Origin of the sequence: Mesorhizobium sp. B1-1-6 (genome assembly GCF_006443035.1) — a bacterium.
Taxonomy (GTDB): domain Bacteria; phylum Pseudomonadota; class Alphaproteobacteria; order Rhizobiales; family Rhizobiaceae; genus Mesorhizobium.
In genome coordinates, this window is sequence record NZ_VFWR01000009.1 from 49,495 (window position 1) to 64,778 (window position 15,284).

A 15,284-nucleotide genomic window follows, 5' to 3' on the forward strand; every position below is an offset into this window, starting at 1 on the left:
TACCACCGGCCTGATCCAGGGCAAGCGCGGACACCATATAGTGATCGCCGGTGAGCGGGATTTTCAGACTCCTCGATCCGGTCAGATCGACCAGCCACCATCGATATTGTAGGCCTGCCCGGATGTGTAGGTGGCGCCGGCCAGATAGACGGCCAGATCGGCGATTTCCTCCGGCGTGCCGAGCCGGCCCATCGGCTGGCGCGCGATGAAGGCGGCGCGCGCGGCTTCATAATCGCCCTGCGCGTGCATGCGATCCTGCAGCGACGGGCTCTCGACCGTACCGGGGCAGATGGCGTTGCAGCGTATGCCCTTGCCGACATAGTCGGCCGCGACTGCCTTGGTCAGGCCGATCACCGCAGCCTTGGTGACGCCATAGGCGAAACGGTTCGGCACGCCCTTCTGCGAACTCGCCAGCGAGGCCATGTTGATGATCGACCCGTCTGCGCGCTCCAGCATGCCGGGCAGCACGGCGCGGATGGTGCGGATCATGGCGCGAACGTTGAGGTTGAGAGCGAAATCGAGATCGCTGTCCTTCATCTCCAGGATTGAGCCGGAGTGGACGAAACCGGCGCAGTTGAACAGCACGTCGACGCGGCCGATCCCGGCGAAGGCGGTGTTGACCGCCTCGTCATTGAGCACGTCGACCTTGCGTGTCTTGATCCCGGCAGTCTTGGCGAGTTCCGCCAGCAGCGTTTCGTTGATGTCGGTGGCATGGACGGTAGCTCCTGCCTTGGCGAAGGCGAGCGCGCTTGCCTTGCCGATGCCTTGCGCCGCTGCCGTGATGACGACGACCTTGCCTGCCAGATCCGCCATGCTGTTCTCCTCCTGGGTTAACTGCCTTTATCGGCGGCCTGCGAAGGCGTCATGTGCCAGTCACAGGCCATGATGTGGCCTGCTCTGTCAGTTCACAGATAAAGATGTTTTTTCTCGTTAAAGAACATAAGCCCGAGCGTCAAGCCCGAACCCGATCTCCATTGTGACAGCATGGAACGTCAGTCGCCGTAGGGCACCCAGACGTTCTTCACCTCGACGGCGCGGCGCAGCAAAGCATCGCCAGCGGCTTCTTCCGAGGCCCAGTCAAGGCTACGGCCATTGCCGCTCCAGATACGTTTGAGGTTGCCGACGGACTCGACCTCCGCCTTGGCGCAGGTGTCGGCATCGGCGAACAGCCAGAGCCCATCGACATCGTCATGCTTGGCCAGCACGCCGGCAAGTTCGGCCGTGCGGCCGGTGACGATGTTGATGGCGCCGGCAGGCACGTCGGAATATTCGATGACCTGATACAAGTCGGTGGCGAGCAGCGGATGGCGCTCCGAAGGCACCGCGACCACCGTGTTGCCCATTGCCAGCGCCGGCGCGACCAGCGAGATGAACCCGAGCAGCGGCTGACTGTCGGGCGCGACGATGCCGACGACGCCAACCGGCTCATGCAATGCCAGCGTCACCGCCCGTGCCGGCGGCTGGTGCACGCGCCCCTCGAACTTGTCGGCAAGTCCGGCATAGAGAAACAACCGCTCGATCGACTGGTCGACCTCCTCGCGTGCCGCCTTGGCGGTCGCGCCCGTGAGCTGGACGAGGCGTGAAGCGAATTCCTCCGCCCGGCCGGAGAGGTTTTCCGCCAGATAGTAGAGCACCTGTGAGCGGTTGTAGGCGGTCGCCTCCGGCCAGCTCTTGCAGGCCCGCGCCGCGGAGACGGCATCGCGTATATCCTTGCGGTTGCCCAAGCCGACTTCGCCGGCAAGCTTGCCCTTGGCGGTGACAACCGCCAGCGAGTAGTTGCCGTCCGGCCGGACCTGTTTGCCGCCGATGAACAGCTTTGCCGTCCGGTCGATTGCTGTGCCATCGGCCTGCTCGACCGGTTGTGTCGAGGCTGCCGCCGGCTTGATGACCGGGCCAAGCGGCAGCTTTGCCGTGAGATATTCGAACATGCCTTCGCGCCCGCCCTCGCGGCCGAAACCGCTCTCGCGGTAGCCGCCAAAGCCGCAGGCGGCGTCGAACATATTGGTGCCGTTGACCCAGACGACACCCGCTTTCAATTGCGGCGCGACGTGCAAGGCAAGATTGACGTTTTCGCTCCACACCGAAGCGGCAAGGCCATAGCGGGTGTTGTTGGCGAGCTCGATCGCTTCCTCGGTGTTGCGGAACGTCATGGTCGCCAGAACGGGGCCGAATACTTCTTCCTGGGCGAGAATATTAGCCGGCGAAACGCCGGTAGCGAGGGTCGGCAGATGGTAATAGCCGGATGAGGGCAGCGCCGCATCCGGCTGCCAGCAGACCGCCCCCTGTTTTGCGCCCTCGGCGACCAGGCCCTTGACGCGATCGAGCTGCGTCAGATCGACCAGCGGGCCGATATCGGTGTTCTTGTCCAGTGGGCTGCCGACGCGCAGCCGGCTCATCCTGACCTTGACCTTGGCGATGAAGGCGTCGGCGATGCCCTCCTGCACCAGCAGCCGCGAACCGGCGCAGCAGACCTGTCCCTGGTTGAACCAGATGCCGTCGACCAGACCTTCGACGGCGCTGTCGAGATCGGCATCCTCGAACACGATGAAGGCCGACTTGCCGCCAAGCTCCAGCGACAGCTTCTTGCCCGAGCCGGCGGTAGCCTTGCGTATGATCTTGCCGACTTCCGAAGACCCGGTGAAGGCGATCTTCTGGATGCCGGGGTGGTTGACGATGGCCGCACCCGCTTCCGGGCCGCCCTGCACGATGTTGACGACGCCTTTCGGCACGCCGGCGCGTTCGCAGATTTCGGTGAACAGGATGGCTGTCAGCGGCGTGAACTCGGCCGGCTTCAGCACCACCGTGCAGCCGGCGGCCAGCGCCGGCGCGATCTTCCAGGCCAGCATCAGCAGCGGAAAGTTCCAAGGGATGATCTGGCCGACGACGCCGACGCCCTTGTGGCCGGGGAAATCCTTGTCCAGCGCCTGCGCCCAGCCGGCGTGATGGATGAAGTGGCGGATCGCCAATGGCACATCGATGTCGCGGCTCTCACGGATCGGTTTGCCATTGTCGATTGTCTCAAGCACCGCGAACAGGCGCTGGTGGCGCTGCATGGCGCGGCCGATGGCATAGAGCACTTTTGCCCTGGTATAGCCCGAGGAGGCCGACCATTTCGGCAGCGCCTTGGTGGCCGCCGCGACCGCGGCGTCGATGTCGGCGGCTCCGGCATCCGAGACCTTGGCCAGCAGCTTGCCGGAAGAAGGCTCGCTGGTCTCGAAGGTCTTGCCGCCGCCAGCCGCCTTCCAGGTGCCGTCGATGAACAATGCCTTGGAAAAATCGCGCGCGGCAAGCCAGGCGTCGGCCTCGTTGCGGGCTTCCGGCGCCGGACCGTATTCCATGGCGTGATAGCGTTCGAGAATGTTCATGGGGCCCTCCAGATAATTGCCTCGGCAAGCGCTCTGTCGCGCCCCCCTCTGTCCTGCCGGACATCTCCCCCACAAGGGGGGAGATTGGCAGTTTCAGCGTGTCGCTGCCCTTGCGACGTTGAAAATGGACGAAAACAAGGAAGCGCGTGATCTCCCCCCGTGTGGGGGAGATGTCCGGTAGGACAGAGGGGGGCGCCGTAGGGCTCCACGTTCGAGCCCTGACTCAAGCCATCGCGTGGCGGTGATTGGCCGAATAGTGCCCGGTCAGGTGATGTTCGAGTTGCCGCTCGATGTCTGTCAGCAGGCTCGAGGCGCCGAAGCGGAACAGATCCGGTTCCAGCCACGGCCGGCCGAGTTCTTCCTTCATCAGCACCAGCCAGTCGAGCGACACCTTGGCGGTAGAAATGCCGCCGGCCGGCTTGAAGCCGATGAGATAGCCGGTTTCCTCGAAATAGGCCCTGATGGCGCGCACCATGGCAAGGCCGACGGGCAGCGTGGCGTTGACGCTTTCCTTGCCGGTCGAGGTCTTGATGAAATCGGCGCCCGCCATCATTGCCACCATAGAGGCCAGCATCACATTCCGCAGCGTGGCGAGGTCGCCGGTGCCGAGAATGACCTTCAGATGCGCATCGCCGCAGGCAGCGCGCATCGAGACGATCTCGTTGTAGAGCTCGCGCCATTTGGCCCCGAACACCAGGCCGCGCGGGATGACGACGTCGATCTCGTCGGCGCCGTCGCGCACCGAGGCCTCGATCTCCTGGAGGCGGGTCGACAGTGGCGCAAGACCATGCGGGAAGGCGGTGGAGACGGCGGCGACATGGATGCCGGTGCCGCGCACGGCGTCGACCGCGGTGGCGACGAACGGATGATACACGCAGACGGCGGCCGGGCGGATGGGTTCGCCCGCAATGCCCAGGCCCTCGGCGATGTCGCGGCGCAGCGGATTGATCGCTTTGGCGCAAAGCCGGCGCACGCGCTCTTCCGTGTCGTTCGAGTTGAGCGTCGTCAGGTCCATGCAGGCTATCGCCCGCAGCAGCCAGGCCGCCTGGTCGTCGGCCTTGATCGAGCGCCGCTTGGTCAGGCTGGCGACGCGCCGTTCCAGCGCCGAGCGGTTGACGCTGCGCACCGACTCCAGAAAGCCGAGGTCGAGCTTCATGCCGGGATTGCGCGCGATGCGATGATCCAGCGGGAGGGCGGTGTTGGCGGCGGCGCGCGCCGGCAGCGGCATCACCTTGGCCTCGGCCTCGCGGATTGTGCTGCTCATCTCCTGCCCTTTCACTCAGCGACTGCGCCTATGTCTTGGTGTGTATCGTCTTCCCAAACCGCTCGGCACTTTTGGGCGACACGCACGAAGATAGCCCGCGAAGCCGCGCTTCACGAGTCCTCAAGCGAGGGATAGCTGAAAAAGGCCGCGAAAGCAGCTAATTTTTGACCAGAAGGTCAAAAGGTCGATCGCCGGGAAGAGCAGGCCTCAGCCGACGAAGGCGCGCTCGACGACAAAAGTCGAGGGATGGCTGAGCGAGCCTTCCTGGAAACCGAGGCTCTCGGCCATTTCCTTGACGTCCTTTAGCATATGCATCGAGCCGCAGATCATGATGCGGTCGGTCTCGGGATTGAGCTTCTCGATGCCGAGGTCGGCGTAGAACTTGCCGGAGCCGATGAGCGCGGTGATACGGCCCATGCGCGCCGACTCCTCGCGGGTCGTGGAGTTGTAGAGCGTGACACGGCCGCCGGTCAGTTCGCCGATCAGCGGGTCGCTTTCGAGCGTCGCCACCAGTTCCTGGCCATAGGTCAGCTCGGCATTGTCACGGCAGGTGTGGGTCAGGATCAGCTGCTCGAATTTTTCATAAGTGTCAGGGTCACGCAGCAGGCTGGCGAAGGGCGCGATGCCGGTGCCGGTGGAGATCATGAACAGCCGCTTGGCCGGCGTCAGCGCGTCGACCACCAGCGTGCCGGTCGACTTCTGGCGCATGATGACGGTGTCGCCGACCTGGATCTTCTGCAACTCCGAGGTCAGGGGGCCGTCCGGTACCTTGATGGAAAAGAATTCCAGCTCTTCGTCCCAGGCCGGGCTGGCCACCGAATAGGCGCGGAACACCGGCTTCTCGGCATTGGGCAGGCCGATCATGACGAATTCGCCGGAACGGAAGCGCAGCGACTGCGGACGGGTGATGCGGAACGAGAACAGCCGGTCGGTGTAGTGCTTCACCGAGACCACGGTTTCGGCATAGACATTGGCTGGAATCGGAAATTGCAGCGGGCGGGCGCCGGCGGTGTTGAACGCGGATGTGGTGTTCATCAAATCCAACCTTCTGGCCCAACTCACGAACGCGGGCGCCAAACCTTATTCCTGCGCGCCCGGACCGTTCAGGTTCCGGCGTGCTGCTCGCACACTCCAAAGCGGTAAGCTCTTGTGTCCGGAATTTATTAGTATACAAACGATATTTGCGTCAAGATGCCGCCGTAAAACACCTTTCCAAACTGTGACATATCCGTAGTCCCAGCATTTCGGGTTTCGACAATGAAAGAGAATTTTTCGGTGCAGCCGCCGGATTCCCTGGGCAGTGTCGTCGCCGGCATCGACGTCGGCGGAACCTTCACCGATCTGCTTCTGATTGATGGCAAGGATGGCGGGCGGGTACATATCGCCAAGACGCCCACGACCGTCGACAACCAGGCCTTCGGCGTCGTTTCGGCACTCGATACCACCGGCTTTCCGATCGACGGCATCGATCTTATCGTGCATGGCACGACGACAACCACCAACGCGGTGCTCGAACGCCGGCTGGCGAAGACCGGCATGATCACCACGCGCGGCTTTCGCGACGTGATCGAGCTCGGCCGGCGCACGCGGCCGCAGCCCTATGGCATGACCGGCACCTTTGTTCCGGTCATCCCGCGCAACCTGCGGCTCGAAGTGTCCGAGCGCGTCGAGGCGTCGGGAGCGGTACGCATGCCACTCGACGAAGCCGAAATGCGCGAGGCGGTGAAGGCGCTGATCGATGCCGGCTGCGAATCCCTGGTCATCCACTTCCTGCATTCCTACGCTAACCCTTCGCACGAGCGGCGCGCCGCCGAGATCGCCGCCGAACTCTGGCCGAACGACTACATCACCGCGGGTCATGCGCTGCTGTCGGAAGCGCGCGAATTCGAGCGCGGCGTCACCGCCTCGGTCAACGCTTCGGTGCAGCCGATCCTCGAGCGCTATGTCGAGCGGCTGCGCAAGGAACTCGCCGACAAAGGCTACGCCCGCGACTTCCTGATCATGAACGGCAATGGCGGTATGATCTCGGCCCGCTTCGTCACACGTGAATCGGCCAAGACCGTGATGTCCGGCCCGGCCTCGGGCGTCATCGCCGCCGCCTACACGGGCAAGCGCGCCGGCTTCGAAAATCTCGTCACCTACGACATGGGCGGCACCTCGACCGACGTGGCGCTGATCCGCAACGCCGAACCGGCGGTTTCGAACGAGATCGAGATCGAATACGCCATGCCCATCCATGTGCCGATGGTGGCGGTGCACACGGTCGGCGCCGGCGGCGGCTCGATCGCGCGCGTCGACGCGGCAGGCCTGATCCAGATCGGCCCGGAAAGTGCCGGCGCCAATCCAGGCCCGATCTGCTACGGCCGCGGCGGCCTGCAGCCGACCATCACCGACGCCAATCTGGTGCTCGGCCGGCTGGCGTCGAAGAAGCTGCTTGCCGTCGACAATCCGGTCACATCAGAGCGTGTCACCGGCATTTTCGCCGACAGGATCGGCAAGGCGACGGGCTTGTCCGGCGTCGAAGCAGCCGGCGCGGTGCTCAGGCTCGGCAACATGAAGATGGCCGGCGCCATCCGCATGGTGTCGGTGTCGCGCGGCCACGATCCGCGCGATTTCGCGCTGTTCGCCTTCGGCGGCGCCGGCCCGCTGCACGCCACCGCTCTGGCGCGCGAACTTGGACTGCCCCGGGTGCTGGTGCCGGCACGGCCCGGCATCACCAATGCGCTCGGCTGCGTCGTCGCCGATCTGCGCCATGATTTCGTCAACACCATCAACCGGCCGGTAGGCGTTCTTGATGAAAGCCAGCTCCATCGGGTTTTGGAACGGCATCGAAACGAAGGCGAGGAGCTGATCGCCAAGGAGGCGGTGAAACCGCAGACCATCCGCGTCACCCATTCCGCCGACATGCAGTTCGTCGGCCAGACCCACATCATCAACGTGCCGCTGCCGTCCTCGTCGGTGACCCGGCAGGAGCTGCAGGCGCTGTTCGAAAAGGCCTATTTCGCGCGCTTCAAGGTCGAGCTGCCGGAAATCCGCGCCAATCTGGTCAACTTGAACACCTCGGTGACGGGTGTCAGGCCGGCGATCGATCTGTCGCGGCTGATCGACCCCGCCGGGCGGGCAAAGACGCTCGACGAGGCCCGGCGCGAGATCCGGCCGGTCTGGTACAGCGGGCGCTGGCATGACACGCCCGTATACGCACGCGAAGAACTGCCGCTCGATGTGATCATCGAAGGGCCGGCGATCCTCGAACAGATGGACGCTACCACGGTGCTCGAACCCGGCGACCGTGCCCGCTCGGACGCCGACGGCAACATCATCATCGACATTGGCGAGGCCTGAGATGCAAAAGCTCGACGCCATCACGCTCTCGGTTCTCCAGGCAGCCCTGCAGCAGGTCTGCGATGAGATGGACCTGACCTTTTCCCGCGCCGCCTTCTCACCTGTCATCGCCGAGGCCAATGACCGCTCCGACGGCATCTATTCGGCCGTCGACGGCTCGCTGATCGCGCAAGGCAGCCAGGGCCTGCCGGTATTCGTCGGCGTCATGCAATATTCGACCAGGACGGTGATCGAGATGATTGCCGACGGCCGCTGCCTGGCTCCGGAGCCGGGCGATATCTACATCGTCAACGACCCCTATCTCGGCGGCACGCATCTGATGGACGTACGCTTCGTCATGCCGGTCTACCGGGACGGCAAGATTTTCTGCTGGCTTTCCAACACCGGCCATTGGCCCGACATTGGCGGCTCGGTGCCCGGCGGCTTCTCGGCTTCGGCGACGGCGGTCGAGCAGGAAGGCTTGCGGCTGCCGCCGGTCAAACTGTTCAAGAAAGGCGTACTCGACCCGGAGATCTACGCCATCATCTGTTCGAACATCCGCGTCGCCGACCAGCGCATCGGCGACATCAGGGCGCAGGCTGCCGCACTGCTGATCGGCCAGGATCGGCTCAATGGAATTCTGGATCGTTACGGAGACGAAACTGTTGTCGAGGCGATCGCAGAACTGCGCCGCCGCGCCGCCGAGCAGATGCGCGCCAACATAGCGGCCATTCCCGACGGGACCTACCGCTCGAAGGCCTTCGTCGATTCCGACGGCGTGGTCAACGAGCCGCTGACCATCGCGCTCGCCGTCGAGAAGAAGGGCGACACCCTGATTTTCGATTTCGCCGGCTCGTCAAAGCCCTGCGCGGGGCCGATGAACAGCGTGCTGGCGACCACCTTGTCCTCGGTTTATCTCGCCATGCGCCATATCTTCCCCGATGTGCCGATCAGCGCCGGCGCCTTCGAGCCGCTCGAGGTCAAGCGGCCGGAGGGTACCTTCCTGGATGCCAGATATCCCCGCCCGGTCTCGGGCTGCGCCGCGGAAGTGTCGCAGCGCATCGCCGAGGCGGTGTTCGCGGCCATGGTGCAGGCGCTGCCCGACAAGGTAACGGCGGCGCCCGCCGGCTCCAGCGGCAATTTCGCGCTCGGCGGCAACGATCCGGCGCGCGGCCGCGACTATGTCATGTACCAGATCTCTGGTGGCGGCTATGGCGGCAATGCCGGCCATGACGGGCTGACCAATGGCTGCTCGACCATCGGCATCTCCAAGTCGCCGCCGGTCGAGATCATGGAGCAGGCCTTTCCGGTGCTTTACCGTCACTATGCGTTGCGCGAGGGCTCGGGCGGCGCCGGCAAACATCGCGGCGGCTTTGGCCTTGCCTACGAGGTCGAGATCCTGCGTGGAGAAGCCCGCGCCTCCTTTGTCATGGACCATGGCCGCTTCGGCCCGCAAGGCGCGCTCGGCGGCCGGGATGGCGAGCCCAACACGGTGGCCGTCATCCGCGACGGGAAGGAACATGTGCCGCCGCACCTCTCCAAGGAGCAGGACATCGCGCTCAAGGCCGGTGACCGCGTCCGCGTCGGTACGCCGGGTGGTGGCGGCTACGGCGATCCGCGTGAGCGCGATCCGGAACTGGTGGCTCAGGACGTCAGGCTTGGTTATTATACGGCTGAACAGGCCAGGGATTTGTTCGGCGCCGCATGAACTCGCTGGCGCCTTGTTCGACCCGGAGGAGTAAGGCCGCGGCCTGGTCCGGCTTGCTCGGAAATCGTTTTGGCCTCTCCTGCGGGTCCATGATATGATTTGCGAATGAAGTATCTTAATTCAAGAACCGGCCGCTCAGCCAAGACGGGTCATTTCGTGCTGACGAGAGCGCATGGCGAGAAAATCAGCGCTGTCGAAGGTATGAAGTTGTCGTCCCGCATGGCGAAAATACTCAACCATAGTGTGCGGCAAGGGTTGTCCGGTGACGAGCGGCGCTCGCTGATCAAAGAAGAAATCCGCAAAAAGAAATAGGCCGTTGGTCTACGCTGCCGAGTTCGATCCACTCTGCTACCCCGGCACGACCGTGCTTATGAATCTGCTTGATATCCGCGAGCAGGCAGAGCTCGATGAGGTCGAGCTCGCCTTGTTCCTGACTCGCGCGGACGAGCCCCTTCCGGCAGGCGAACTCGACTACCGTCACTATCTCCACCTGCATCGGCACCTGTTCCAAGACGTGTATGCTTGGGCCGGTCAGCCGCGCACCATCCGGATCGGCAAGGGTGGCAGCTGGTTTTGCTCTCCCGAGCACATCGCCAGCGAGATGGTTCGGGTGTTCCGTGAACTTGGCGACCCCGACTCCTTGGCAGACCTAGACAGCCTCGGTTTTGCGAGGCACGTGGCCCACATCGTTGCGGAGGTCAATGCCGTTCATCCTTTTCGCGAAGGCAACGGCCGTACCCAACTCACCTTCCTTGCGATGCTTGCTGAACATGCGGGCTTCACATTCAACGCCGATATCCTGGAGCGAGATCGCGTTATTCAGGCGATGATTGACAGCTTCGGTGGTTCCGAGGCGCCGCTTCAAACGCTTATCGAAGACATCATCGCGTAGCTCAGCCGCTCACCCCCTCCGGTCCAGCTTCGCCACCAGCCGGTCGCCCACCCACTGGATGCCGCAGACCAGGATGATCAGCACGATCACCACGGCGATCATCACTGACGTCTCGAACCGCTGGTAGCCGTAGCGGATGGCGAGGTCTCCGAGGCCGCCGGCGCCGATCGCGCCGGCCATGGCGGAGGCGCCGACCAGCGTCACCAGCGTCACGGTGAAGCCCGCGACGATGCCTGGCAGCGCTTCCGGCACCAGCACCTCGCGGATGATCGTCCAGCGGTTGCCGCCCATGGCGCGCGCCGCCTCGATCAGGCCATGGTCGACCTCGCGCAGCGACACTTCGGCGATGCGCGCGTAGTAGGGCGTGGCGGCGATCGACAGCGGCACGATCGCCGCCCAGGTGCCGATCGAGGTACCGACGATCAGCCGCGTCACCGGGATCAGCGCCACCAACAGGATGATGAACGGCACCGACCGGAAGCCGTTGATGACTGCGCCGAGCACGCGGTTGACCCACAGGCTTCGGCGATGCCGCCGCGTTCGGTGGCGATCAAGGCGAGACCAAGCGGCAGGCCGAAAACCAGCGAGATGAGGCCGGAAGCGGCCGTCATCAGCACCGTCTCCCAGATCGACCGCAGCAGAAGCTCAAACAGGATCGGCGACATGGCCAAGCACCTCCACCCGCGCCTGGCGCGATTTCAGGAATGCGATCACTCGCGCGAGATGGCTTGCATCGCTGCCGGGGACAGACAGGAACAGTGTGCCCACCGGCTGCTGCTGGATATGGTCGATGCCGCCATGGACGAGGCGGAACGTGCCAGGCACGAGCGTCGCGAGATCGGACAAGAGCGGGCTTTGCGCGGCCTCCCCGGCCACATCCACGCGCAGGATCGTCTCCGCGCCGGTCGCGGGCAGCAGCCGGGCCAAGAGCTCGGCCGGCAGTTGCGGCCGGATGGCGCCAAGCAGGCTTTTCGTGATCGGCGACCGCGGCTCGGCAAACACCGACCAGACCGGGCCTTGCTCGACGAAGCGCCCGGCGTCGATCACCGCCACGCGGTCGCCGATCGAGCGGATCACCTCCATCTCATGGGTGATCAAAAGGATGGTCAGGCCAAGCTGCCGGTTGATGTCCCTCAGCAAGGCGAGGATGGACCGCGTCGTCTCCGGGTCAAGCGCGGAGGTGGCTTCATCCGACAACAGCAGCGCCGGCCGCGCGGCCAGCGCCCTGGCGATGCCGACGCGCTGCTTCTGCCCACCCGACAGCGATGCCGGATACGCCTTTGCCTTCTCCGACAGGCCGACCAGTTCAAGCAGTTCGGCGGCGCGGCGCAGCCGCTCCGCCTTCGGGCGGCCCTCGATCTTGAGCGGCAGCGCCACATTGTCCTCGACGGTCTTGGCCGACAAAAGGTTGAAATGCTGGAAGATCATGCCGATGCGCCGCCGCAGCGGCTGCAGGTCGCGCTCGCCGAGCCGGCTGATCTCGCGGCCTTCGATGAAAACCTCGCCGGAATCCGGCCGCTCCAGTCCGTTCAGGCAGCGGATCAGCGTCGATTTGCCGGCGCCGCTGCGTCCGATGATGCCGAGGATCTCCCCCTTGCGCGCCGTCAGCGAAATGCCGTCGAGTGCCGCCGTCGCGCCGAAGCGACGCTTCAGGTCGACGAGCCGCACCACGTCTTGCGGCGGTGGGCCTGTGCCCTCCATGGCTTCTGCGGTTGCTGAGAAATGCTGGTTCATGCGCGGATCCCGAATACGATCGCGGCCCGCGCACCGCGCGGACCGCCTTTTCATATCAAATGCACTAACAGCCTCAATAGGCGCTGAGGCCGGTGCCCTTGTAGACCTTGTCGAACTCGGCTTTCACCGCCTCGTTCTGGTAGGAGGCGACCAGCGTCTTCACCCAGGGCTCGTTCTCATTGCCAACCTTGACCGCGATGAAGTTGCGGTAGGGGTTGTCGGCGATAGGCTCCTGCGCGATACGGTTTTCCGGTGTCAGGCCGCTCTTCAGCGCCCAGTCGGTGTTGACCACGGCGGCATCGAGATCCTCGACGGAGCGGCCGACAATGCCGGCGTCAAGCTCCTTGATCTCGACCTTCTTCGGGTTTTCCGCGATGTCGGCGGTGGTGGCGAGAATGCCGGTGCCGTCCTTCAGTTTGATCACGCCCTCGTTCTGCAGCACGCGCAGCGCCCGGCCTTCATTGGAGGGATCGTTCGGTACGCCGATCACCGCGCCCTCGGGCAGGTCGGCGATCTTCGTATATTTCTTGGAGTAGAGGCCGATCGGCCAGACGCCGGTATAGCCGACGCGCACGATGTGGTAGCCCTGTGTCTTGATCTGGTTGTCGAGATAGGGCTGGTGCTGGAAGGCATTGGCGTCGATCTCGCCGCGCTCCAGCGCCTCGTTGGGCTGGGTGTAATCGTTGAACACCACGGTCTCGATGCTGAGGCCCTTTTGCGCCGCCTGGGCGACGACGACCCGCCAGACATCCTCGTCCTCACCGCTGATGATGCCGACCTTGATCGCCTTCTTGTCCTCGGCGAACGAAGCGCTGGGCGCAATCAGCCCGGCGACCGCGACCGCCGAAGCGAAAAGCAAGCCAAGACCCGCGCGGCGGTTGAAATATGACGAGAGGGAAGACGACAAGGTGTTCCTGAAATCGGACATGATGGATCTCTGCGGTTGCGAAGTCACAAGCCCGGCGGAACGCCAAGCCTTGTCCAGATCATCAGAAACTCTAGGGATATTATCAAAGAACCGCGTTCCCCGGTTCGCCCGGAAGCCCGGAATATTCTCTCAAAATTTTCTGAACGGCGAGCACGGCAGCCTAGCCGCCGCGCCAAACGGGCCGCAGCGCCGCGGCTGAACTAACGCTTGCACTTTCCCGCTTGACTGCGTGGTGGCACGGAATAGTTTAGGCTGAAAATACCGGCCCTGATCGCCGGGCGGCAAGAATGCCTCGTATGCCTCGCCCTCCGGCGGTGGCTGCGGGGCATTGTTATTTTGGGGATCTGTTTGAAACGGCGTATCGAGATCGGCATCCTCTATTCCCGCTCGGGAAGCTATCAGCTCGTCTCCGATGCGTGCCGGATGGGCGCCATGCGCGCCATCGCCGACATCAATGCCGACCGCGGCTCGGGTATCGAACTGGTGCCCGTCGAGCGTGACCCGCAGAGCAATGCCGATCGCTATGCGACGCTGTGCGAGGACATCTTCAAGACCAGCAGCGCCCGCCACGTGGTCGGCTGCGTCACCTCCTGGAGCCGCAAGGAGACCATTCCGGTGCTGGAAAAAGCCGGCGGCATGCTCTGGTACGCCTGCCCCTATGAAGGCTTCGAGGCCAACGAGCACGTCGTCTACATGCACGCTTGCCCAAACCAGCATCTGGTGCCGCTGATGGCCCATGTCGTGCCCCGCTTCGGCGCCAACGGCTTCCTGCTCGGCTCGAACTACATCTGGGGCTGGGAGATGAACCGCGTGGCGCGCGACCTGATCGCGGATGCCGGCGGCAAGGTTCTGGGCGAGCGCTATCTGCGCATAGGCGAGACCGACGTGTCGCGGCTGATCGCCGAGATCCGGGCGACGCGGCCGAACTTCGTCCTCAACAACCTGATCGGCACCTCCTCCTACGCCTTCCTGGCGGCCTACCGCGACCTGGGCGTTGAGGACTCGGCCTTCAGCCCCGAGGTGTGCCCGGTCATCTCCTGCAACCTCACCGAGGGTGAGCTGCCGGCGATCGGCGAAACCGGCAAGGGGCATTTGTCGGTCGGGCCGTATTTCGCGCCTCGCCCGGCGGCCTTCGCCTCGTCCTTCGAGGCCTCCGCCTATGCCTCCGTGCAAGTGATGGCCGACGTGCTCTCGCGTGATCCCGACGCCGGTCCGGCGGAATTTTCCAAGGCCTTCGCCGAACGGCGCTTCTCCACCCGGCTCGGCCCGATTGCTATCGACGCTCATTCCCAGCACGCAACGCTGCCGGTAATCATCGGCCGGATCGCCGACGGCTTCTTCGAGGTCGTCAGCCGGCAGCACGAGGTCGCGGCGGACCCGTATCTGTCACGCTATGACCCGGCCAAAACATTCGGCCGGCCGCGCCTGAGGGTGGTGTCGTGACCAAGCCATCGCGCATCCCGAATCTCGGCGGCGCCAGGGCATTCATCCTGCATCGCCCGCACCCGACCGTGCAGGCCATCACCAGGCAGTTGTCCGCCATCGGCCTGGTCACCGTCGACTGCTGGCCCGAACTGCCGCCCGAAGCGCTGGCTGCCGATTTCGTGTTCTTCGACGCCGATCTCGGTTTCGACGAGCAATTCCCGTGGAAGGCCGGCGAGGCGCCGATGCCGCTGGTGGCGCTGATCGGCTCGGAGGCGCCCGGACGCATCGAATGGGCGCTGTCGCACAAGGCCGACGCGCAGCTCCTGAAGCCGGTCGGCACCGCCGGCGTCTACAGCGCGCTGCTGATCGCAAGGCAGAGTTTCGAGGCGCGAAAACATTTGGCCGGCGAGATCGCCTCGCTGCGTCAGCGTGTCGCGGAACGCCAGACCATCGTGCGCGCCGTCGCGGCACTTTCGAAAGGCACCGATGACGATCGCGCCTATGCGCAGCTGCGCTCGCTGGCGATGAGCTGGCAGATCAGTGTCGAGGATGCGGCGCGCCGCATCGTGGCAATGACCAATGAGGAAGTAACGGGTGAGGAAGGCGGCGATGACCAGTCCTATCGCGCCTGACCTCCCGGCGGCCGC

12 protein-coding genes and 1 pseudogene are annotated in these 15,284 nt (G+C 64.4%); 6 read left to right on the plus strand and 7 right to left on the minus strand.

Annotated features, from left to right (window positions below; genetic code table 11):
* Nucleotides 1-81 precede the first annotated feature (81 nt).
* From FJ979_RS18720 to FJ979_RS18740, 4 genes are all read right to left on the minus strand, one after another.
* Nucleotides 82-813, minus strand: coding sequence for an SDR family oxidoreductase (locus FJ979_RS18720; RefSeq protein WP_140514227.1), 732 nt, complete (start codon nt 811-813; stop codon nt 82-84).
* Nucleotides 814-992: 179 nt separating this feature from the next.
* Entirely contained in the window at nt 993-3,365 is a 2,373-nt protein-coding gene (locus tag FJ979_RS18725) for an aldehyde dehydrogenase family protein (protein ID WP_140524297.1), read from the minus strand.
* A 223-nt stretch (nt 3,366-3,588) separates the two neighbouring features.
* On the minus strand, nt 3,589-4,629 hold the full coding sequence (gene deoC, locus FJ979_RS18735) for a deoxyribose-phosphate aldolase (RefSeq protein ID WP_140563721.1): 1,041 nt from the start codon (nt 4,627-4,629) through the stop codon (nt 3,589-3,591).
* A gap of 207 nt (nt 4,630-4,836) precedes the next feature.
* The gene (locus tag FJ979_RS18740) at nt 4,837-5,664 is read right to left on the minus strand and encodes a ferredoxin--NADP reductase (protein ID WP_140563719.1); all 828 of its coding nucleotides are present in this window, start codon (nt 5,662-5,664) and stop codon (nt 4,837-4,839) included.
* Nucleotides 5,665-5,886: 222 nt separating this feature from the next.
* On the opposite strand from FJ979_RS18740, the gene FJ979_RS18745 reads away from it, so the two are divergent.
* The 4 genes from FJ979_RS18745 to FJ979_RS18760 all read left to right on the plus strand — a co-directional run bounded on the left by FJ979_RS18745 (nt 5,887) and on the right by FJ979_RS18760 (nt 10,550).
* Nucleotides 5,887-7,971 (plus strand): hydantoinase/oxoprolinase family protein, encoded by a 2,085-nt coding sequence (locus FJ979_RS18745; RefSeq protein WP_140524293.1) that lies wholly within the window; start codon nt 5,887-5,889, stop codon nt 7,969-7,971.
* Between the two features lies 1 nt (nt 7,972).
* On the plus strand, nt 7,973-9,658 hold the full coding sequence (locus FJ979_RS18750; protein ID WP_140559095.1) for a hydantoinase B/oxoprolinase family protein: 1,686 nt from the start codon (nt 7,973-7,975) through the stop codon (nt 9,656-9,658).
* 105 nt (nt 9,659-9,763) lie between these two features.
* On the plus strand, nt 9,764-9,970 hold the full coding sequence (locus FJ979_RS18755; RefSeq protein WP_140491571.1) for a hypothetical protein: 207 nt from the start codon (nt 9,764-9,766) through the stop codon (nt 9,968-9,970).
* Nucleotides 9,971-9,974: 4 nt separating this feature from the next.
* Complete coding sequence (locus FJ979_RS18760; protein ID WP_246679338.1) at nt 9,975-10,550, plus strand: Fic family protein; 576 nt, start codon at nt 9,975-9,977, stop codon at nt 10,548-10,550.
* 9 nt (nt 10,551-10,559) lie between these two features.
* Here the strand turns inward: FJ979_RS18760 and FJ979_RS18765 are convergent.
* From FJ979_RS18765 to FJ979_RS18775, 3 genes and pseudogenes are all read right to left on the minus strand, one after another.
* Nucleotides 10,560-11,215 (minus strand): annotated as a pseudogene (locus FJ979_RS18765) (methionine ABC transporter permease).
* The gene (locus FJ979_RS18770) at nt 11,196-12,284 is read right to left on the minus strand and encodes a methionine ABC transporter ATP-binding protein (RefSeq protein WP_140491567.1); all 1,089 of its coding nucleotides are present in this window, start codon (nt 12,282-12,284) and stop codon (nt 11,196-11,198) included. The pseudogene FJ979_RS18765 and the gene FJ979_RS18770 overlap by 20 nt, the downstream one beginning before the upstream one ends.
* A 73-nt stretch (nt 12,285-12,357) precedes the next feature.
* The gene (locus FJ979_RS18775; RefSeq protein WP_140491565.1) at nt 12,358-13,212 is read right to left on the minus strand and encodes a MetQ/NlpA family lipoprotein; all 855 of its coding nucleotides are present in this window, start codon (nt 13,210-13,212) and stop codon (nt 12,358-12,360) included.
* Nucleotides 13,213-13,560: 348 nt separating this feature from the next.
* On the opposite strand from FJ979_RS18775, the gene FJ979_RS18780 reads away from it, so the two are divergent.
* Both FJ979_RS18780 and FJ979_RS18785 read left to right on the plus strand, forming a co-directional pair.
* Nucleotides 13,561-14,655, plus strand: a complete 1,095-nt coding sequence (locus FJ979_RS18780) for a transporter substrate-binding protein (protein ID WP_140582751.1) — start codon at nt 13,561-13,563, stop codon at nt 14,653-14,655.
* The gene (locus FJ979_RS18785) at nt 14,652-15,269 is read left to right on the plus strand and encodes an ANTAR domain-containing protein (protein ID WP_140582754.1); all 618 of its coding nucleotides are present in this window, start codon (nt 14,652-14,654) and stop codon (nt 15,267-15,269) included. Before FJ979_RS18780 ends, FJ979_RS18785 begins: the two co-directional genes overlap by 4 nt.
* The last annotated feature ends 15 nt before the right edge of the window (nt 15,270-15,284 follow it).